Origin of the sequence: Mesorhizobium sp. CA14, from assembly GCF_020165195.1 — a bacterium.
Taxonomy (GTDB): domain Bacteria; phylum Pseudomonadota; class Alphaproteobacteria; order Rhizobiales; family Rhizobiaceae; genus Mesorhizobium.
This window is the reverse complement of sequence record NZ_JAIUHR010000034.1, coordinates 44,647-63,132: the sequence shown is the minus strand read 5'-3', so window position 1 is coordinate 63,132 and position 18,486 is coordinate 44,647. Positions and strand designations below refer to the sequence as shown.

Below are 18,486 nucleotides of genomic sequence, written 5' to 3'. Positions count from 1 at the left end.
CCCAGCCAGCATCTTGAATCTGATTTGCAGACCCTTGGGAATCCCTTCGATTCAAGCCAAACTCATCCCGCTCTAGTCTAATCTTCCCTGATCGCGTAACCCGCCCCGCGGATGGTGCGGATGACGTCCGGCATGCGGCCGTTGTTGACGGCCTTGCGCAGGCGGCCGACATGGACGTCCACGGTGCGCTCGTCGATATAGATCGTCTCGCCCCAGACATTATCGAGCAGCTGGCTGCGCGAGAACACGCGGCCGGGGTGGCGCATCATGAATTCGAGCAGGCGGAACTCGGTCGGGCCGAGCCTGATCTCGCTCTTCTTGCGGTAGACGCGGTGCGACTCGCGGTCGAGCACGATGTCGCCGACTTTGAGCACGCTGGACAGCACCTCCGGCTTGGCGCGGCGCAGCAGCGCCTTGACGCGCGCCATGAACTCCGGCGTCGAGAACGGCTTGACCAGATAATCGTCGGCGCCGGTCGAGAGGCCGCGCACGCGGTCGCTTTCTTCTCCGCGCGCCGTCAGCATGATGATCGGCAGCCGCTCGGTCTCGGGCCGCATTCTGAGACGCCGGCAGAGCTCGATGCCGGAAACCGCCGGCACCATCCAGTCGAGCACGAGCAGGTCGGGAACGTTTTCCTGAAGGCGGATTTCGGCCTCGTCGCCGCGGGTCACCACTTCGACCTGGTAACCCTCGGATTCGAGATTGTAGCGGAGCAGCACCCCCAGCGGCTCCTCGTCCTCCACCACCATGATGCGCGGCGCGATCATCTGGCAGTTACCCCTGTCAGGCCGCCGGCGCCGACATTGCCGTCTCGTCCTGCTTCGGACGGTTGGCGGGCAATTGCGTGCCGGTCAGCACATAATAGGCGTTCTCGGCGATGTTGGTCACATGGTCGCCGATGCGTTCGAGATTCTTGGCGCAGAACAGAAGATGTGTGCAAGCGGTGATATTGCGCGGGTCTTCCATCATGTAGGTCAACAGCTCGCGGAAGACGGATGTGTATTTGACGTCGATGCGCTCGTCGTCGTTGCGAAGCTTGGCCAGCGCCGTGGCGTCGCCCACCGTATATTCCTGGATCACGGCCTGGACCTGGATCAGCACCATCTGCGCCATGGAATCGATCGAATGCGTGAGGTCGCGTGGCGCAGTACTGACACCGACCGAGCCGACGCGCTTGGCGATGTTCTTGGCGAGATCGCCGATGCGTTCGAGATCACCCGCCATACGGATCGAGCCGACCACGTTGCGAAGATCATCGGCCATCGGCTGGCGCTTGGCGATCAGCGTAATGGCGCGGTCGTCGAGTTCGCGCTGACGCGCATCCATGATGGCGTCGTCGGAGACGACGCGCTGCGCCAGCGCATTGTCGGTCTCGAGCAGCGCCCTGGTCGACGCGCCGACCATGGAGGCGGCAAGGTCGCCCATGTCGTTGATGAGCCGGCTGATCTGCCTCAGATCCTCGTCGAAGGAAGCGACGGTATGTTCGGCCATGATGATGTCCTCGTATGAGCTCAGCCGAAGCGGCCGGTGATGTAGTCCTGCGTGCGCTTCTCGCGGGGCGAGGTGAAGATCTTCTCGGTCCGGTCGAACTCCACCAGCTCGCCCAGATACATGAACGCCGTCTGCCGCGACACGCGCGCCGCCTGCTGCATGTTGTGGGTGACGATGACGATCGTGTAGTCGGCCTGCAATTCGTCGATCAGCTCCTCGATCTTGGCCGTCGACAGCGGATCCAGCGCCGAGGCCGGCTCGTCGAGCAGGATGACCTCGGGTTTGACCGCCACGGTGCGGGCGATGCACAACCGCTGCTGCTGGCCGCCCGAGAGGCTGAGGCCGCTGGCATTGAGCTTGTCCTTGACCTCGTTCCAGAGTGCCGCGCGCTTCAGCGCCTGCTCGACGCGGCTGTCCATCTCGGCCTTGCTGATCTTCTCATAGAGCCTGACGCCGAAGGCGATATTTTCGTAGATCGACATCGGGAACGGCGTCGGCTTCTGGAACACCATGCCGATCTTGGTCCTGAGCAGGTTAAGGTCCTGCGAGCGGTCGAGGATGTTCTTGCCGTCGAGCAGCACCTGGCCCTCGGCGCTCTGCTTCGGATAGAGCTCGTAGATGCGATTGAGCACGCGCAGCAGCGTCGACTTCCCGCAGCCCGACGGGCCGATGAAGGCCGTCACGCTGCGCTCGGGCAGCGACAGGTTGATGTCCTTCAGCGCTTTCGACTGGCCATAGTAGAAATTGAGGTTCTTGACCTCGATCTTGGCCTTCTCGACGGTCGTCTCGGGTGCGTTCAGGTCGGCGGACAACATCGGTTTCATCTGTCCTCTCTGCGTCCGGTTAGGCTGCGGGCGATGATGCTCAACCCGAGAACCGTCAGGGTGATTATGAGTGCGCCCGTCCAGGCCAGCTGCTGCCATTCCTCGTAAGGGCTGAGAGCGAACTGGAAGATGGTCACCGGCAGGCTGGCCATCGGGGCATTGAGATTGCTCGACCAGAACTGGTTGTTGAGCGCGGTGAAGAGAAGCGGCGCCGTCTCGCCGGATATGCGGGCGATCGCCAAAAGGATGCCGGTGACGATGCCGGACAACGCCGCGCGGTAGGCGACGGAGCGGATCACCACCCAGCGCGGCGCGCCGATGGCGGTGCCGGCCTCGCGCAGCGCGTTGGGCACGAGGTTCAGCATGTCCTCGGTGGTGCGCACCACGACGGGGATCACCAGGATCGACAAGGCGACGGCGCCGGCGATTGCCGAGAAGTGCCCCATCGGCCGCACCAGCAGCTCATAGACGAACAGGCCGATGATGATCGACGGCGCCGACAGGAGGATATCGTTGATGAAGCGCACGATCGTCGTAAGGCGTGAGAAGCGCCCGTATTCGGCCATGTAGGTGCCGGCCAGCACGCCGATCGGCGTGCCGACGACGATACCGATGATCGTCATGATGATGCTGCCGTAGATGGCGTTGAGCAGGCCGCCGGCATCGCCGGGGGGCGGCGTCATTTCCGTGAACACGGCCGGCGACACCCCGGAAAGCCCTTTGTAGAGCAGGGCGCCGAGGATCAGCGCCAGCCAGGCCAGGCCGATGCCCGCTGCGGTCACGCACAGCGTCATCATCACGGCATTCTTGCGTTTGCGGCTTTGGTGAAGCGATTGGGCCGTCGACATCGGTCAGGCTCCCGTGCGGCTATCGATGCGCAACAGCATGTAGCGTGCGAGCGCGAGGATGATGAAGGTGATGATGAAGAGGATCAGGCCGAGCGATACCAGCGAGGATGTGTAGAGGTTGCCATCGGCTTCGGTGAATTCGTTGGCGATGGTCGCCGAGATCGTCGTGCCCGGCGCAAACAGCGAGGCGCTGATGCGGTGGGCGTTGCCGATGACGAAGGTGACGGCCATCGTCTCGCCGAGCGCGCGGCCGAGGCCGAGCATAACGCCGCCCATGATGCCGACGCGGGTGTAGGGAATGGTCACGCGCCGGGTCACTTCCCAGGTCGTGCAGCCGATGCCGTAAGCCGATTCCTTCAGCACCGCCGGCACCGTGTCGAACACGTCCTTGGTGATCGAGGTGATGAAGGGCAGCACCATGATGGCGAGGATCAGCGACGAGGTCAGCAGGCCGATGCCGTAGGGCGGACCCGCAAACAGGCTGGAGAGCCCCGGTATGCCGTGGAAAAGACTGATGATGAAGGGCTGCACAGTCGTCTGCAGGAACGGCGCGAAGACGAACAGGCCCCAGATGCCGTAGATGATCGAGGGAATGCCGGCGAGCAGCTCGACCGCGATGCCGATCGGCCGCCTGAGCGGGCGCGGGCAAAGCTCGGTCAGGAAGATGGCGATGCCGATGCCGATCGGCACGGCGATGAGTATGGCGATGGCCGAGGTGACGATGGTGCCGTAGATGGGCGCAAGCGCGCCGAAATTCTCGGTGACCGGGTTCCAGGATTCGGTGGTCAGGAAGGAGAAGCCGAATTTCGACAGCGCCTCCCACGAACCGGCGATCAGCGAGATCGCCACGCCGCCGAGGAGAACCAGCACGAGGATGGCGGAAAGGCGCGTGGCCGTCCGGAAGACCATGTCGGTGAGGGCGAAGCGGCGCACTGTCGCTTCCCTGGTCCGCATGGCGGATGATGTCGCAGCTTCGGAAACGGCCGTCATTTAGCCCCTCGCATTTCGAAAGAGACAGGAGGGCGCCAAGGACGCCCTCCTTATTCGGCTGGAATTACATGCCGGAGTAGACCGGCTTGCCGTTCGCGTCGACGATGTCTTTGCCCCACATCTCCTCGACGCTCTTCACGACTTTGTCGGGCATCGGAACGTAGTCAAGTTCAGCAGCCATCTTGTCGCCCTTGGCATAGGACCAGGCGAAGAACTTGAGCGCTTCGGCCGTGGCTGCCGCATCGTCGGGCTTCTGGTAGACGAGAATCCAGGTGGCGGAGGTCATCGGCCAGGAGTCGGCGCCCGCCTGGTTGGCCAGGATGACGCCGTAGCCCGGCTGCGAGCTCCAGTCGGCATTGGCCGCGGCGGCCGAGAACGCCTTCGCGGTCGGCTCGACCTTCTTGCCGTCCTTGTTCACCATGTCGGCATAGGTGAGCTTGTTCTGCTTGGCATAGGCGTATTCGACATAGCCGATCGCGCCGCTGGTCTGCGAGACGTTGTTGGCGACGCCTTCATTGCCCTTGGCGCCGATGCCCACCGGCCATTCGAGCGCGGTGTTGACACCGACCTTCGACTTCCAGTCGGCGCTGACGTCAGCCAGGTAGTAGCTGAAGTTGAACGTGGTGCCCGAGCCGTCCGAACGGTGCACGACCGCGATCGCCTGGTCGGGCAGCTTGATCTTCGGGTTGAGCTTCTTGATTGCCGCGTCGTTCCAGTTGGTGATCTTGCCGGCGAAGATGTCGGCCAGCGTCGGGCCGTCCAGAACCAGCTCGCCCGGCTTGACGCCTTCGAGGTTGACGACCGGAACGATGCCGCCCATCACCATCGGGAACTGCGCGAGGCCGGTCGACTTGAGATCGTCGCCCTTAAGCGGCGCGTCCGAAGCGCCGAAGGTCACGGTCTTGGCCTTGATCTGCTTGATGCCGCCGCCGGAGCCGATCGACTGATAGTTGAGACCGATGCCGGTTTCCTTTTTGTAGGCATCGGCCCACTTGGCGTAGATCGGATAGGGGAAGGTGGCGCCGGCGCCGGAAATGTCGGCTGCCATCGCGGCGGCCATGCTAAGGGTTGATGCCGCAGCCATTGCAATCGCAACGGCCGCCGAGCGGATGAAATGTCTCATGTGGCCTGCTCCTGTTCGGAAGATGGTCTTTCGGCACCCGTTCTATCGGCGCCCGTGAGCGCAATAGCCCTCGATTATTACAGTCGCATGACAGTTTCGTGTCAGCCCGGTAACGCCTGAAAAGGGGATATCCGGAGAGGTCGGCGGCGGCCCTGAGGGACCGGCCGGAGTTTGCCGTGGAAATCAGCGACTTGTCTGGCTTTTGAAACAAAATTTATCCCGGCGGCCGGATCGCGGCCGCCGGGAAATAAAATCCGGACGAGAGCGCGTTGCCTGAGCACCAGAGCGGATCATGGCTTGGCCATCGCCGAAAACAGGTCCGTTGGGGTAGAGTCGACGCTGTTTCTTGTTGGCGGTCGCTGCTCCCGCCCGTAACCGAAGAGCGGAATCAATGCCAACATTGTCCGAGCTTGGCGTTTGCTTTGGTATGGTGCGATCGCGCCATACGGCGCGTCAGCCTCTTGCCGCAGTCCTGTCCGCCAAATTCGTTCTAGCCGGCGTTGCGCCGGGTCTCGACGTCCGATCCCAGCCAGCGCTCGAGCTTTTCGAGCAGCGCCCGCGGACTGATCGGCTTCGGCAGGTAATCGTCCATCCCGGCTTCCAGGCAGCGTTCTCGGTCGCCCTTCAGCGCATGCGCGGTGACACCGACGATCGGCACATGCGTGCCCATGTCCTCCTCGAGCCGGCGGATGGCGCCCGTCGCCTCCAGCCCGTTCATTTCCGGCATCGAGACATCCATCAGGATCATGCGCGGATTGAGCCTGCCGAAGGCGTCGAGCGCCTTGCGGCCGTTGCCGACGATCTCGAAGCGGTAACCGGTCTCGCCGAGGATCTGGGTGAACACCATCTGGTTCACCTCATTGTCCTCCGCGACGAGGATGTCGAGCCCGCGCTCCGCCTCGGCTGGGCGTGGACGCGCCCGCACCGGCGGCGGCTGCAGCATGGCGCGGTCCGATGCCGCTGCCTGGGCCGGCGCGGCTTGCGGGGGGCTGCTGGCTGCGGCGGGTTGCGCCGCAGCGCTGCTGTGGCGATGGCGCTGGATGGTCGCAACCAGCGTTTCCAGGAGAATGGAAGAGCGCGCCGGCTTGATAAGCTGCGCATCGATTCCGAGGTCGCGATAGGTGGTATTGGCAAGCGACTGGTCGACCGAGGTCAGCATGATGATGGGCGTATGCGCCAGGCCCGCCGTGCTGCGCACGATGCGCGCCATCTCGGCGCCGGTCATGCCGGGCATCTGGTAGTCGAGCACCACGCAGTCGACCGGCACGCCATAGGCTGCGGCGGCAATCAGCACCTTCAACCCCTCGGCGCCGCTTTCGGCCGCACAGGAATCGAACGTCCACGACGCCATCTGCTCGCTCAGGATCGAGCGGTTGACGGCGTTGTCGTCGACGATGAGCACGCGCGCGCCGGTGACGTCGACCGGCAAGATGCGCTGTCCGCCCTGCTCGGCCCTGGGCAGCGTGACCGTGAACCAGAAGGTCGAGCCCTTGCCCTCGGCACTGTCGACGCCGATCTCGCCGCCCATCATCTCGACCAGCCGCGAGGTGATGGCAAGGCCAAGTCCGGTGCCTTCGTGCCGCCTGGTCGAGGACGTGTCGACTTGGCTGAATTTTTCGAACACCAGCTTCAGTTTCTCTTCCGGAATGCCGATGCCGGTGTCGGTGACCGAAATGGTGAGCCTTGTTCCCGCCGGAACCCGCTCGCCCGTGACGTCGACCAGCACATGGCCCTTGTCGGTAAACTTCACCGCGTTGCCGAGCAGGTTGGTGACGATCTGCCTGACGCGGCCGACATCGCCGACGAATTGGCCGTCGAGCCCCGGCTGGATGCGGACGATGAGCTCGAGGTCCTTCTCCTTGGCGCGCGTCGATACCAGCGTCGCCACATCCTCGATCGCCTCGGCGAGATTGAAGGGCGCCGGGTCGAGCACCAGCTGACCGGCGTCGATCTTAGAGAAGTCGAGGATGTCGTTGATGATGGTGAGCAGCGCGTTGCCGGATTTGACGATGATGTCGGTGAATGTCTTCTGCTTCGGATCGAGGTCCGACTTCGCCAGCAGCTCTGCCATGCCAAGAACCCCGTTCATCGGCGTGCGGATCTCGTGACTCATATTGGCGAGGAATTCCGATTTGGCCCGGTCGGCGAGCACGGCGCGCCGGCGTGCTTCGCTCAGCTCGGCCTCGCGCTGCTTGAGCTCGGTGATGTCGGTGGTGGAGCCGATGAGGTAGAGCGAGCCGTCCGAGGCGATCATCGCGCCCTTGCGCGCGAACTGGTGCCTGACGGTGCCGTCCGGCATCGTCACCGTCTCCTCGATCTCCTGCGTTTCCCCGGTGCGCAGCACGGCAAGGTCGCCGGCGACGAAAGCTTCGCCGTCAGCGCCGAAGATCTCGACGTCGGTCCTGCCGACCGCTTCTTCCCTGCTGAAGCCGGTGAGATCGCACCAGCCCTTGTTGACGTAGAATTGCCTGAGGTCCGAGCGCTTGGCGTAGATCGACACCGGCACATTGTCGATGAGGCTGCGGAACACCTCGTTCTCGCTCATGCTTGCCTTGAGCGCCTGTTCGCGCGCCTTGACGTCGGTGATGTCGGTGCTGGAGCCGACCAGATGCACGGAGCCGTCGATCGCCACCAGCCGGCTCTTGCGCGTCATCAGCTGCCGCACCGTGCCGTCGCGGTGGGTGACGGCCTCCTCGACCTCGCGCCCCACACCGGTCGTCACGACTTCGGCGTCGTCATTGCTGAAGCCATCCGCCTCTTCCGTCGCGAAAAGCTCGCGATCGGTCTTGCCGAAGACCTCGTCCTTCGCGAGGCCGGTCAGCGCGCACCAGGCCTTGTTGACGAATTCTATGCTGAGGTCGTCGGCCTTGATGAAGGCGGCCACGGGCAGCTCGTCCATGACATGTCGGTAGAGGTCGATCTGGCGCATGGAATCGCGCAACGCCTTCTCGCGCGCCTTTATGTCGGTGATATCGACGCGCACGCCGATGAATGTGCCGTCGTCGGTGCGCATGTCATAGACCTGGTACCAGCGTCCGTCGGCGTTGAGGCGTTCGTAGGTCGAGCTCGGCAAACGGTAGCGCTCGAGCATGGCGTCGAGCCAGCGCTCGGTGTCGACGCCATGCAGGCCGTCGATTTCGGTGTCGCCGCTCGAGCGGAAGTAGCCGACCGAATGGCCGAGAGCCAATGCCTCGCGGAACGTGCGGCCCGGCTGCCAGGCCGGCTTCAGCGCCGGCAGCGAATCCTGCAGCTTGCGGTTGGCGAAGACGAAGCGGTCGTCGCGATCGTAGATGATGACGCCCGCCGGCAGCGATTCCAGCACGGTGGCGAGGTTCTTGCGCGCGTCCTCCGCCTCGGTCTCGCGCCGTTTCATGTCGGTGATGTCGACATAGGAGATCAGCTTTTTCCCGCCGGGAAGAGGCGCCAGCGAGGCGATCAGCGTGCGGCCGTCCTTGCGTGACAATTGCCTGCAGCCTGCGGCGCCAGCCCGGATTTCGGCCTCCCGTTCGGCCACCTGGCTTTGCCAAGCCTGTTCCTCGTCGCCGAACGGGTCGGCGTCACGGCTGGCTTCCATGAGGTCGCGAAAGCGGCTGCCGGCCGGAGCGCGCCGCGGGTCGATCTGCCAGAAGTCATAGAATGCCCGGTTGACCACCTCCGCCCGCAATTCGGCATCGAGAACGATGACGCCGATCGGCATCGAATCGACCATCAGGCTCAGATTGGCGAGCGCCTCCGAGGTCCCGGCCATATTGTGGACGTCGCCGAGAAAGGCGCCGGTGCCACGCATATCCGCCTTGCTCGAATCCCGCGCGCTGTCCGCCTCGACAGTTCCGTTCGTATCCGCCATTCCTACCCCCAAGGGCCGAACCGTGCCCGCTCGTCGGCGGAATGTGCCCGACAAGCATTAACGATCCGCTAACCATAATGATTGCAACGCCTGCCGCCCGGTGCCGTTGAGGCAGATTCCGACCCTGGCGCCGGCTGCGTTAATCCGCCCGTTGGCGATCACGGCAACGAAGCATTATAAGGTGCCTGAGGTGTTGCTAATGTTTGGTCGAATCATGGCTTTTGTCCTGTGCCCGGCGCTGCTTGCGGCGGGTGGCTGCGCGCGCAGCGACGATGGCACGGTGATCGTTCCGAGCCGGATGGACGTCAGGCGGGTCTGGGACAAGGCGCCGCCGGGAACGACCGCATCGCGGCAGATCGCGTCGGACGTGTTTCCCTTGCCTCCGAGCCCGCCACAGGGCCTGCCGCAGAGCCCCGCTGTGCGGCGCCATTCCAGGTCCGCTCCGGCGAGGCCTTCCTACAACCAGGATCTGCCTGATCAGTCTTCCGGCGAGCAGACCCCCCTCACCTGCAGGAATGTCGGCGAAAGCGGCAAGCGCTACCGCGTCGTCTGCGAGTAACCTTGCCCTCGATCCGCCGGTCTAGGGCGACTGATCCATTGCCCGGATGGAGAAGACAACCTGACTGGCCCAGGGAGGTCGCGGCGAACCCGCGGCGCGATCACGCATCGCTGATGAAACCTTGGCCGGCGCCGGACGTTGTTGGCTCTGATGCGATCCGCGCAGCGCAGAGGGAGATCGAAGATGTCCTTTCACTTCACCGTCTCTGGCCTGACCAGGAACCTGATCCATTCGCTTGGGCTGGACCATGAGCACGCGCTGCGACCCCTAACCCCCGAACAGAGCCTTCTGCTGGATTGTTACCTGGCCGGGCAGATCCCGGACTCCGCCTGGAGCGACTATGTCTTCGAGATGCCGGAACTGGAAAAGCACGCCCAGGTCAGGCGCGGTTTGACCTGAAAGCAATTCCAGGAAAACTGCGACTCGGCGCCTTCGCCGTGGCCTTCCCTCCGGAATTGCCTCAAAACAAATAGTCAGGCCTGCCGCTTACTTCTTCGGCGAGTTGAACTGCAGCGTGAAAACGTTTCCAGCGATGCCTTGCGCCAGCGAGGGAGAAAGGCTGAGCGGTAGACAATCGTTCAGGGCCTTGGTCGCAGCGTCGATATACGCCGTACGCGCCTTGTCGTCGCCGCTGACATGGATAGCAGTTGTTTTCGGCGGTCCGATCAGCGTGCCGTCGCGTTTGAAGCTGAAGCTGAGCGTGACTGAGGAATTGTCGGAATTGGCCGGCGGCGTCCAGCAGGCGAGCAGGGCGGCGCCAACCTCGTTCATACCGTTGAGCGGCGCGGCTTCGGCCGTGATGGCGGCGCTCGCCAGGAGCGCGCTCGCGACCGCGGAAAGTTTCACCATTCTTTTCATCGCAGTCCTCATCGCTTTTTGCCCGGCTCGCACCTGTCGACCAAGGTAATGGTAGGATCAATCACGCCGATGACAATAGGATTTCAACCGGTCTGGCACCGGATAAGTCGTATGTCGTGATTGCCGATGGGAGGCGATACAACCGCCGGAAAAGCAAAAGGCCGGCGCTGGGCCGACCTTTCCCTTCGCCTCCGCTTCGCGCCAGTACATCCGTGGTCGCGGCGAGGACTGTGACCAGTAGACAGGCGTTGGGTAAATGAAACCTTAACGTGAGCCGGCTGTTAGGCCCTGGCCTGCGATCTCACATGCGCGATGTAGCCGCGCACGTCGCCGGCCGGCTCCGAATAGGCCTTGCCGAGCTTCTTCTCCATGGCCGCCATGTATTCCTTCGCCCAACTGGGCAGCGCGTAGTCGATGACCGCCAGGAATTCGAGCGTTGCCGCCAGCCTTATATCGGCGATCGACGGGTTGTTGCCGCCGATGAACGGTTTGCCGTCGCGGAAGAAGGAGTGAAACACCTCGAGCGGCTCGGCGATCGCGGCCATTGCCGCCTTCTGCGCTTCCGATTTCGTGTCGGGATGGGCGTCGCTGTGGCCGACCTCGCCGGCATATTGCGGAAAGCCGAGCGCCGGATAGGTCGCGCGCGCGACATAGGGATAAAGCGTGCCGACAAGGTAGAACATGGCGCTGTCGATCATCGCCCGCTTGGCCGGCGCCTTCGGATAGAACTTATCCAGCCCGTGCTTGTTGGCGAGATATTGCATGATGGCGCAGCTTTCCCACAGCACGCCGCGCGGCAGGCCCTTGTCCTCGATCATCGGCGTCAGATGCGCCGGATTGCGCGCCAGGAATTCGGGCGAACGCGTAAGGCCCCAGGCATCGGTCTCCGCATGATCGAGTCCCGCTGCGCGCGCGAACACCCGGACCGTCATGTTGTTGACGCTTGGCCGCAGCATGCTGAGCTTTACGCCGGGCTTCCTGGCCGGCTTCGCTTTGGCCTTGGGCGCGGCCTTTGCCGTCGCTTTAGGCGCGGCTTTTGCCGTCGCAGGCGCAGCCTTTGCCGTCGCGGCTTTTGCTGTCGCTTTAGGCGCAGCTTTTGCTGTCGCTTTCGGCGCGGCTTTCGCATTCAGCTTCGCGGCCGTTTTTGCCGCGGCCTTGGCCGCGGGTTTCTTCGCGCTCTTCGTTGCAGCCTTTGCCATGTCGGTCCTCCCTCTGACCTGGTTAATAAGGATTTTTCGGCGTCCTGCTTTCGGACAATGTTTCGCGTGACCGCTCGACCAGCGCCTGGATGGCATCGGCCAGATGCAGTTCGGCGATATTGTAGTCGCCGCGCGCCACACGGATCTTGTGCGCTTCCATCAGCACGTCGGCATGGGTGAAGCCGGCCGGCGGCTCGAAGCGGTAGGAAGCAAGCTCGATCAAAAGTCCCAGCGGATCCTCGAAATAGATCGAGTCCATGAAGCCGCGGTCCTTGACGCCGCTGTGCTTGATGCCGCGCTCGTCGAGCCGCGCGACCGCTTGCAGGAATGTGACCCGCGACACCGAGAACGCGATGTGGTGGACGCAGCCGATATCGGTCGGTGTCCGCCGCTTGACCGGGGTGCGGCTCTCGTCGGTGAAGACGGTGATCAGCCGCCCGTCGCCGGGATCGAAGTAGAGATGGCTTTCGCTCGCCTTGTCGAGATTGGGCTGCTCGAAGATGAAAGGCATGCCAAGCACGCCCTCCCAGAAGTCGATCGAGGTCTGACGCCCGGCGCCGACGAGCGTGATGTGATGAACGCCTTGCGACTGCAGCTTCCGCATTGGACTCCTCCCGCCCGCACTTGCGGCAGGCTTTGTGCAGAGAATGCTAAAGCAACTGCAAGCGCTGCGCCAGAACGGACGAAGGCGCGAACGCCAGATTGGACCCAGCAGGGATTGGTCTTCGGTCTACAGGAGAGTTGCTTGGTACGCCCAGGGGGATCGAACCCCTGTTCCCGCCGTGTCGACACCATCGTAGCACGGTTCGTGGAAGGCGAAGAGGGAGCGGCGTGGTGCGACAAGCGTCCCGCCCCCTCTGCTGGTTACTTCACTGGTCGCCTGCCGAAGGCTCGGCACTGACGCTAGCGCTTTTACCGAACGCAGTCGCGGCCTTTGCCTTGGGCTTCTTGGCTTCGCCCACGCTGTAGTGCATCGCGCCGTCCTTGAGGGCACCGTTAACGGCGACACCGCCGCGCTTCACGTCGCCAATCAACGAGTAAGCGGCCTGCTGGCTGATTGAGAGCTTCTCAGCGATCTGCTGGACGCTGGCGCCGCCCTCGCGCAGCATCGACTCAACCGTCCTTGGTGGCGGGCTTAGCGGCTTCGGTCTTGCTCTTGGACTTGGACATTGCTGTCCTCCTGTCTGATCCGTCCTTGTTTGGACGAAGACAGATATAGGACGATGTTCCTATGTGGTCGAGCGACTGGCAGTTGTCCGGTTCGAGACAAGCGAAAAAGCCGTCAAGGGTCACTCCCTGTGGAAGAAACAATCTTTTCTGTGAAAAGCGTGAATGAACGCACGTTTGGAGATACTGTTGCAGAAAGGTAGAAATTCGCGAGGAACGGCGGTGTATATAGGGGGTCATCTTCAACACGGGATTCGCCCTAGATGACCTCTCTCCAGATTGCCTACCTGCTGATTGCCCTCTCCTACCTCATTGCCGTCATGGCCCTGTACTCCTCCCACTAGGCCGCCCCACACGGCTATCATTGCGCTGCCCGCACACTTGGGGCGGCCCGCATGCTTTCGCGCTACAGGCCACTGCTTTCGCCTAGCGACCTACGTCGGTACGCTCCACGTCAGCGGCGCAGGCCCCGCGCGATAGCAGTGCGAATCGCGAACGTTCACTTTTTTGGAACCCTCTCCCAAACCTGACCGAAAGCCGAGTATTTAAGAAGTCATCTCTCAACAAGGATTCGCGCTAGATGACTACTCTCCAGATCGCCTACATTATGATCGCCGTATCTTACCTCCTCGCCGTCGTAGCACTGGCCACGACGCATTGATGCCGGGATCATAGCGTGGATCTGAACAACCTATTAGCGACTTCGATGGTGTTAGGACTGGCTGCAACTAGCTGCGTCTTTCTGCTGCCAAAAAGTTCGCAGGACCATCTAGACGAAAAAGTGAATGCGCTCTCAGACCGCGTTCGCAAGATTACTTTCTGGAATTTCGCTAGGATCGAACGCGATGTAGCCTTCTCGTGGTTGGAGTTCGTGTTTGGAGCCAAAGTCAGCCGTCCGAGATTTTACGTCAACGTCGCGTTTTATTCTGGATATGCGACGGCCATTTCGTTAGTCCCATATTTTTTCATACCATTTAGCGACCCGCTGACCGTTTCTCTCGTAGGCTACCCCATTTTCGTGGTGATGGGATTCTTTATTCCCAGCATGATAATTGCAACCATCTCTATGGCTGTTGCAGTTGCGTTACTGTCTCTGGGTGCTCGCCTCAAGAACGGCCTGTACTATTTTTTTCTCACAGCCGTCGACATCGTCGTTGTGGCCGCACTGGTTGCAGCCCTGTCGGTAAACCTTGAATTCACAAGAGAGTACCTTGAAGCTGTTTATCTCGGTCAAACCGAACCGAACAGATGGCTTGGGCTATATCAGCCGTTTCTGGCGATCGCGCATATCGTCTCCGATCCTACTATTATCATAAAATCGATCAGAGTGGAGCTATATACTGCAAATAAATACACGACTTATTCTGTTTCCATAGTCTCCATGCTATGTGCTGTATTGCCAGTAGTCGTCCATTTGGCGTGCGCAATATTCATACTTTCTATGGCAATCTTTCATAATGCCATGAAACACGTAGCCTCTTTTTTGCTCGCTCGAATGTACGAACAGAAGACATTCAAGTTTCTCGGCTGGTTGTTTGGTGTGCCGCCTATCTTCATAAAGCTTTGTGAAATGTTCTTCTCAAAATCTGCTTGAGATCGTGGCCGCCGCAGTGGCGCCGCCCCTTACATATAGGGGGCGGCACGCATGTTTTTCGCGCTAAAGGCCGCTTGGCCGAAGTCAATCCATCAGAGAGAGGACGAACTCTTTTAGCGACGGCGGACCGCAGGGGATCACATACATCCGCTCCCCTTCAATGTTCCCGCAGAAGACAGGTACATTCATCCTCTGCAACTCTTCGATCCGAACCTCGACAGTGGCTTGAGACACACCCAGTTCACCAGCCAATTCGTCGACGGGATATGCGTCCCTAGTAGCTAGGGCCTCATATACCTGTTCCTTATAGCTTGGCTGCCGCTCAAGCTGCTTCTTTGTCGCCATGGGAAAACCTCCAATGCGCCGGCGACCGTAGCGGCTTCTACCGCCACCCGGTTTTTAGGGGGATGATTACGGACCCCCGGGAGCAGCCTCGTTGCCAGCTCCTGACAAACACGATGTCGAGGCGAACCGATGCTGTCAAATTTGACGGCGCGCAGAATCACCGTCGACGCACGTATATTTCCCAAAAGTTCCACAGAACGGGCTGCGCTATCACTAAATGCTTGATTTTATTGGTACGCCCAAGGGGAATCGAACCCCTGTTCCCGCCGTGAGAGGGCGGTGTCCTGACCGCTAGACGATGGGCGCGCTCAAGAACCGGCTACATAGGCTGGCCGCTGGGAAAAAGCAACTGGGGTTTCCGGCACTTTGCGTGCTTTGCCCAAAGCTGCTGGTCAGCCCTGGCGTTTCGGCTCGATCAGGTCCCAGAGATTGCCGTAGAGATCGGAAAAGACTGCCACCGTGCCGTAGGCCTCGAAGCGCGGCGCCTCGCGGAACTCGACGCCCTTGGCGAGCATCGCCTGGTGATCGCGGGAAAAATCGTCGGTCTCGAGGAAGAGAAACACCCGGCCGCCGGTCTGGTTGCCGATGCGGCTTGCCTGCTCTTCGCAGGATGCTTCCGCCAGGAGCAGCCTCGCCCCCTTGCCCTTCGCCGGCGCGACGGTGACCCAGCGCTTGCCGCCGCCGAGATCGACATCCTGGCTCAGCACGAAGCCGAGCCGCTCGACATACCAGGCGATCGCCTCGTCGTAATTGGCGACGACGAGCGCGACGGTCGCAATGCTGCGCTGCTCGGCAAAGCCGCTCATTTGTTGCGAACCGCGAATTGGCCGATGATGCGGCGCTCGGAGATGTCGAAGACGAAGATCGAACGGCCGCCATCGGCAAGCTCGGCGTCGATCGACAGGCGGTTGCCGGAGAGCGACTGGCTGATCACCTTGGCGCCGACGGGCAGCACGATGTCGCCCGAGAGCGGCGCACCGGCCGGAGCCTGAACATCGCCGGCGGGCGCCGATCCGGCCACCGGCGCGTTGCGGGCTTTGTAGACAAGCGCCCCGATCACCACCATAAGGGCGAGGAACAGAAGGCCGAGATTGACGATCATGAAGCGGACGAGCTTGCGGCGCACATTCTCGGCCGCGGGGTCGAGCGGCTTTTCCTCATCTTCTTCGGCGATCGGCCGGGCCATGGCTAAACAATCCGCAACGGGTTTCGATGAGCGCTCATAACGAAGAGAGTTCGACATTGATAGGGGAGGAACCGACGGACGATGAGTTGGCCGCAGGCGAAGCCACCGTGCTGGAAGCCGGCGCCGATGCCGCCGGCCAGCGCCTCGACCAGTGGCTTGCCGCCAAGCTCGGTCCGGAGCTCTCGCGCAGCCGCGTGCAGGCGCTGATCAAGCAAGGCGCGGTCTCCATCGCCGGCAGGAAGGTGCTGGAAGCCAAGCGCAAGCTGACGGTCGGTGAGACGATCGAGATCCTGGTGCCCGCTCCGGAGCCGGCAGAGCCGCAGGGCGAGGACATTTCCCTCGACATTCTTTACGAGGACGACGAGCTGATCGTCATCAACAAGCCGGCGGGACTGGTCGTCCATCCCGGCGCCGGCAACTGGACCGGCACGCTGGTCAACGCGCTGATCCATCACTGCGGCGACAGCCTGTCCGGCATTGGCGGCGTCAGGCGTCCTGGCATCGTCCATCGCCTCGACAAGGAAACCAGCGGCGTCATGGTCGTGGCCAAGACCGACCGCGCCCACAAGGCGCTGTCGGAAGCCTTTGCCGATCATGGCCGCACCGGCGACCTCGAGCGCGCCTATCTGGCGCTGGTCTGGGGCATCCCGCAACGGCCGACCGGCACCATCGAGGCTGCCTTGGGTCGCGCCGCCGACCGCGTCCGCCGCGCGGTGGTGCCTGAAAGCCGCGACGACGCCCGCCATGCCGTCACCCATTTCAGCGTCGTCGAACGTTTCGGCGAAGGACAGCAGGCTTTCGCCACGGCAAGCCTGGTCGAATGCCGGCTGGAGACGGGCCGGACCCACCAGATCCGCGTCCACATGGCCCATATCGGGCACCCCGTGATCGGCGACCCGGATTACGGGCAGGCCTTCCGCACCAAGGCCAACCGGCTGCCCGAGCCCTTGAAAACCAAGGTCAAAGCCTTTCCCCGGCAGGCCCTGCATGCCTGGCTCCTTGAATTCCGGCATCCGACCACCCATCTAACGATGAGGTTCGAAGCGCCGATACCGGGAGATATGGAGGAACTCGTCGGCGACTTCCGAAAACTCTGAACCGACCCGCCACGAACAAGCTGCAAACCAGCCATCAAAAAACCTGACCGGCGTTGTTCACTTTAGCGTGACAGACTGTTTAGCGTTGAACAAATGCCTGTCTTTTCTGGTTTTGTTCCTATATACACAGGTTGTCGCGGATGAGCCTTTGGCATCCGTGACGAATGCCCGCCGCGTTTCGGGGGCATCCACTCCAAAGAGAGAGGGGCGCTATCATGGCCCAATCATTACCCAGTATCGTTTCCGGTGAAGGCGGTCTCGCCCGTTACCTGGAAGAAATCCGCCGCTTTCCGATGCTTCAGCCGCAGGAAGAGTACATGCTCGCAAAGCGTTATGCCGAGCATCAGGACACTACGGCTGCGCACAAGCTCGTCACCAGCCATTTGCGGCTCGTCGCCAAGATCGCCATGGGCTATCGCGGCTACGGCCTGCCGATCGGCGAGGTGATCTCGGAAGGCAATGTCGGGCTCATGCAGGCCGTGAAGAAATTCGAACCGGAGCGTGGTTTCCGGCTCGCCACCTATGCCATGTGGTGGATCAAGGCCTCGATCCAGGAATACATTCTGCGCTCGTGGAGCCTGGTCAAGATGGGCACCACCGCCAATCAGAAGCGTCTGTTCTTCAACCTGCGCAAGGTGAAGGGCAAGATCCAAGCGCTCGACGATGGCGACTTGAAGCCCGAGCAGATCGCCGAGATCGCCACTCGCCTCAACGTTTCCGAGGCCGAAGTGGTGTCGATGAACCGCCGCCTTTCGGGCGACGCTTCGCTCAACGCCCCGATCCGGGCGAGCGAAGGCGAGTCCGGCGAATGGCAGGACTGGCTGGTCGACGATCACGAGAGCCAGGAAGAAATGCTCATCGAGCAGGACGAGCTGGAAAACCGGCGCACCATGCTGTCGGGCGCCCTGTCGGTGCTCAACGACCGCGAGCGGCGCATCTTCGAGGCGCGTCGCCTGGCCGAAGAGCCGCTGACGCTGGAAGAACTCTCGGCCGAGTTCGACATCAGCCGCGAGCGCGTGCGCCAGATCGAGGTGCGCGCCTTCGAGAAGGTGCAGGACGCGGTCAAGGCGGCCGCCAAGCGCCAGACCCAGGCGCTGCGGACCATCGAGGCGCAGCCGGCGGCGTAACAAGCTCAAGGAATCAATCAATAAGGCGGCGCTTCGGCGCCGCCTTTTTTGTTTGGCGAAAGCGGTCGCGCGCCCCTTTCCCCGTCACTATACGGGGAGAAATGCCCGGCATGGCAATGAGGGGCAGCGCCGAGGCAGCGAGGTTGTCTTTTCCAGCGACTGTCTTCGCGAGGCCGGCGCGCTGATCCTCGACCGCGGCGCCGCCCCTCATCCGCCCTTCGGGCACCTTCT

At 62.2% G+C, this 18,486-nt stretch carries 20 protein-coding genes and 1 tRNA gene; 5 read left to right on the top strand and 16 right to left on the bottom strand.

What is annotated here, in order from left to right; genetic code table 11:
• Positions 1-77 precede the first annotated feature (77 nt).
• The 7 genes from phoB to LB565_RS26510 all read right to left on the bottom strand — a co-directional run bounded on the left by phoB (position 78) and on the right by LB565_RS26510 (position 9,123).
• Positions 78-767: a phosphate regulon transcriptional regulator PhoB gene (gene phoB / locus LB565_RS26540; RefSeq protein ID WP_010911896.1), complete on the bottom strand. Its 690-nt coding sequence runs from the start codon at positions 765-767 to the stop codon at positions 78-80.
• Between the two features lie 16 nt (positions 768-783).
• Positions 784-1,491, bottom strand: coding sequence for a phosphate signaling complex protein PhoU (phoU, locus tag LB565_RS26535; protein ID WP_224589062.1), 708 nt, complete (start codon positions 1,489-1,491; stop codon positions 784-786).
• Positions 1,492-1,511: 20 nt separating this feature from the next.
• On the bottom strand, positions 1,512-2,315 hold the full coding sequence (gene pstB / locus LB565_RS26530) for a phosphate ABC transporter ATP-binding protein PstB (RefSeq protein ID WP_224589061.1): 804 nt from the start codon (positions 2,313-2,315) through the stop codon (positions 1,512-1,514).
• Complete coding sequence (pstA, locus tag LB565_RS26525; protein WP_224589060.1) at positions 2,312-3,163, bottom strand: phosphate ABC transporter permease PstA; 852 nt, start codon at positions 3,161-3,163, stop codon at positions 2,312-2,314. The genes pstB and pstA overlap by 4 nt, the downstream gene beginning before the upstream one ends.
• A 3-nt stretch (positions 3,164-3,166) precedes the next feature.
• Positions 3,167-4,153: a phosphate ABC transporter permease subunit PstC gene (gene pstC / locus LB565_RS26520; RefSeq protein ID WP_224589059.1), complete on the bottom strand. Its 987-nt coding sequence runs from the start codon at positions 4,151-4,153 to the stop codon at positions 3,167-3,169.
• Between the two features lie 64 nt (positions 4,154-4,217).
• Entirely contained in the window at positions 4,218-5,276 is a 1,059-nt protein-coding gene (gene pstS, locus LB565_RS26515) for a phosphate ABC transporter substrate-binding protein PstS (RefSeq protein ID WP_224589058.1), read from the bottom strand.
• 490 nt (positions 5,277-5,766) lie between these two features.
• Positions 5,767-9,123 carry a response regulator gene (locus tag LB565_RS26510; RefSeq protein WP_224589057.1) on the bottom strand — a complete coding sequence of 1,119 codons (3,357 nt, stop codon included), beginning with the start codon at positions 9,121-9,123 and terminating at the stop codon, positions 5,767-5,769.
• 214 nt (positions 9,124-9,337) lie between these two features.
• Between LB565_RS26510 and LB565_RS26505 the strand changes: the two genes are divergently transcribed.
• On the top strand, positions 9,338-9,682 hold the full coding sequence (locus LB565_RS26505) for a hypothetical protein (RefSeq protein WP_224589056.1): 345 nt from the start codon (positions 9,338-9,340) through the stop codon (positions 9,680-9,682).
• A 183-nt stretch (positions 9,683-9,865) separates the two neighbouring features.
• Positions 9,866-10,081 carry a hypothetical protein gene (locus tag LB565_RS26500; protein WP_224589055.1) on the top strand — a complete coding sequence of 72 codons (216 nt, stop codon included), beginning with the start codon at positions 9,866-9,868 and terminating at the stop codon, positions 10,079-10,081.
• Between the two features lie 87 nt (positions 10,082-10,168).
• On the opposite strand, the gene LB565_RS26495 is transcribed toward LB565_RS26500, so the two are convergent.
• From LB565_RS26495 to LB565_RS26480, 4 genes are all read right to left on the bottom strand, one after another.
• Entirely contained in the window at positions 10,169-10,531 is a 363-nt protein-coding gene (locus tag LB565_RS26495; protein WP_411970695.1) for a hypothetical protein, read from the bottom strand.
• A gap of 290 nt (positions 10,532-10,821) precedes the next feature.
• A complete protein-coding gene (locus tag LB565_RS26490; RefSeq protein WP_224589053.1) occupies positions 10,822-11,739 on the bottom strand; it encodes a glutathione S-transferase family protein in 918 nt (305 codons plus the stop codon).
• Positions 11,740-11,761: 22 nt separating this feature from the next.
• A complete protein-coding gene (locus tag LB565_RS26485; RefSeq protein ID WP_224589052.1) occupies positions 11,762-12,343 on the bottom strand; it encodes a VOC family protein in 582 nt (193 codons plus the stop codon).
• A 265-nt stretch (positions 12,344-12,608) separates the two neighbouring features.
• The gene (locus tag LB565_RS26480) at positions 12,609-12,848 is read right to left on the bottom strand and encodes a hypothetical protein (RefSeq protein WP_224589051.1); all 240 of its coding nucleotides are present in this window, start codon (positions 12,846-12,848) and stop codon (positions 12,609-12,611) included.
• 734 nt (positions 12,849-13,582) lie between these two features.
• Here LB565_RS26480 and LB565_RS26475 point away from each other — a divergent pair.
• Entirely contained in the window at positions 13,583-14,500 is a 918-nt protein-coding gene (locus LB565_RS26475; protein ID WP_224589050.1) for a hypothetical protein, read from the top strand.
• An 84-nt stretch (positions 14,501-14,584) separates the two neighbouring features.
• Here LB565_RS26475 and LB565_RS26470 read toward each other — a convergent pair whose 3' ends face one another.
• The 4 genes from LB565_RS26470 to LB565_RS26455 all read right to left on the bottom strand — a co-directional run bounded on the left by LB565_RS26470 (position 14,585) and on the right by LB565_RS26455 (position 16,031).
• The gene (locus LB565_RS26470) at positions 14,585-14,845 is read right to left on the bottom strand and encodes an HTH domain-containing protein (protein WP_224589049.1); all 261 of its coding nucleotides are present in this window, start codon (positions 14,843-14,845) and stop codon (positions 14,585-14,587) included.
• A gap of 231 nt (positions 14,846-15,076) precedes the next feature.
• Positions 15,077-15,151, bottom strand: a tRNA-Glu gene (locus tag LB565_RS26465).
• An 86-nt stretch (positions 15,152-15,237) separates the two neighbouring features.
• Positions 15,238-15,651, bottom strand: a complete 414-nt coding sequence (locus LB565_RS26460; RefSeq protein WP_224589048.1) for a VOC family protein — start codon at positions 15,649-15,651, stop codon at positions 15,238-15,240.
• The gene (locus tag LB565_RS26455) at positions 15,648-16,031 is read right to left on the bottom strand and encodes a fimbrial protein (protein WP_224589047.1); all 384 of its coding nucleotides are present in this window, start codon (positions 16,029-16,031) and stop codon (positions 15,648-15,650) included. Before LB565_RS26455 ends, LB565_RS26460 begins: the two co-directional genes overlap by 4 nt.
• Before the next feature lie 26 nt (positions 16,032-16,057).
• On the opposite strand from LB565_RS26455, the gene LB565_RS26450 reads away from it, so the two are divergent.
• A complete protein-coding gene (locus LB565_RS26450) occupies positions 16,058-17,128 on the top strand; it encodes an RluA family pseudouridine synthase (protein WP_224589046.1) in 1,071 nt (356 codons plus the stop codon).
• Between the two features lie 215 nt (positions 17,129-17,343).
• Complete coding sequence (rpoH, locus tag LB565_RS26445; protein ID WP_095767360.1) at positions 17,344-18,255, top strand: RNA polymerase sigma factor RpoH; 912 nt, start codon at positions 17,344-17,346, stop codon at positions 18,253-18,255.
• A gap of 13 nt (positions 18,256-18,268) precedes the next feature.
• Here the strand turns inward: rpoH and LB565_RS26440 are convergent, their stop codons facing one another.
• Positions 18,269-18,466 (bottom strand): hypothetical protein, encoded by a 198-nt coding sequence (locus tag LB565_RS26440; RefSeq protein WP_224589045.1) that lies wholly within the window; start codon positions 18,464-18,466, stop codon positions 18,269-18,271.
• Positions 18,467-18,486: the final 20 nt, after the last annotated feature.

Excerpts from the sequence above, each read along its gene's own strand:
- pstS (WP_224589058.1), bottom strand. The coding sequence starts at position 5,276 with ATGAGACATTTCATCCGCTCGGCGGCCGTTGCGATTGCAATGGCTGCG.
- LB565_RS26490 (WP_224589053.1), bottom strand. The coding sequence starts at position 11,739 with ATGGCAAAGGCTGCAACGAAGAGCGCGAAGAAACCCGCGGCCAAGGCC.
- LB565_RS26460 (WP_224589048.1), bottom strand. The coding sequence starts at position 15,651 with ATGAGCGGCTTTGCCGAGCAGCGCAGCATTGCGACCGTCGCGCTCGTC.
- phoB (WP_010911896.1), bottom strand. The coding sequence starts at position 767 with ATGATCGCGCCGCGCATCATGGTGGTGGAGGACGAGGAGCCGCTGGGG.
- phoU (WP_224589062.1), bottom strand. The coding sequence starts at position 1,491 with ATGGCCGAACATACCGTCGCTTCCTTCGACGAGGATCTGAGGCAGATC.
- LB565_RS26505 (WP_224589056.1), top strand. The coding sequence starts at position 9,338 with ATGGCTTTTGTCCTGTGCCCGGCGCTGCTTGCGGCGGGTGGCTGCGCG.
- pstB (WP_224589061.1), bottom strand. The coding sequence starts at position 2,315 with ATGAAACCGATGTTGTCCGCCGACCTGAACGCACCCGAGACGACCGTC.
- LB565_RS26510 (WP_224589057.1), bottom strand. The coding sequence starts at position 9,123 with ATGGCGGATACGAACGGAACTGTCGAGGCGGACAGCGCGCGGGATTCG.
- LB565_RS26470 (WP_224589049.1), bottom strand. The coding sequence starts at position 14,845 with ATGGCGACAAAGAAGCAGCTTGAGCGGCAGCCAAGCTATAAGGAACAG.
- rpoH (WP_095767360.1), top strand. The coding sequence starts at position 17,344 with ATGGCCCAATCATTACCCAGTATCGTTTCCGGTGAAGGCGGTCTCGCC.
- LB565_RS26450 (WP_224589046.1), top strand. The coding sequence starts at position 16,058 with ATGAGCGCTCATAACGAAGAGAGTTCGACATTGATAGGGGAGGAACCG.
- LB565_RS26440 (WP_224589045.1), bottom strand. The coding sequence starts at position 18,466 with ATGAGGGGCGGCGCCGCGGTCGAGGATCAGCGCGCCGGCCTCGCGAAG.
- LB565_RS26500 (WP_224589055.1), top strand. The coding sequence starts at position 9,866 with ATGTCCTTTCACTTCACCGTCTCTGGCCTGACCAGGAACCTGATCCAT.
- LB565_RS26480 (WP_224589051.1), bottom strand. The coding sequence starts at position 12,848 with ATGCTGCGCGAGGGCGGCGCCAGCGTCCAGCAGATCGCTGAGAAGCTC.
- pstC (WP_224589059.1), bottom strand. The coding sequence starts at position 4,153 with ATGACGGCCGTTTCCGAAGCTGCGACATCATCCGCCATGCGGACCAGG.
- LB565_RS26455 (WP_224589047.1), bottom strand. The coding sequence starts at position 16,031 with ATGGCCCGGCCGATCGCCGAAGAAGATGAGGAAAAGCCGCTCGACCCC.
- LB565_RS26485 (WP_224589052.1), bottom strand. The coding sequence starts at position 12,343 with ATGCGGAAGCTGCAGTCGCAAGGCGTTCATCACATCACGCTCGTCGGC.
- LB565_RS26495 (WP_411970695.1), bottom strand. The coding sequence starts at position 10,531 with ATGGTGAAACTTTCCGCGGTCGCGAGCGCGCTCCTGGCGAGCGCCGCC.
- pstA (WP_224589060.1), bottom strand. The coding sequence starts at position 3,163 with ATGTCGACGGCCCAATCGCTTCACCAAAGCCGCAAACGCAAGAATGCC.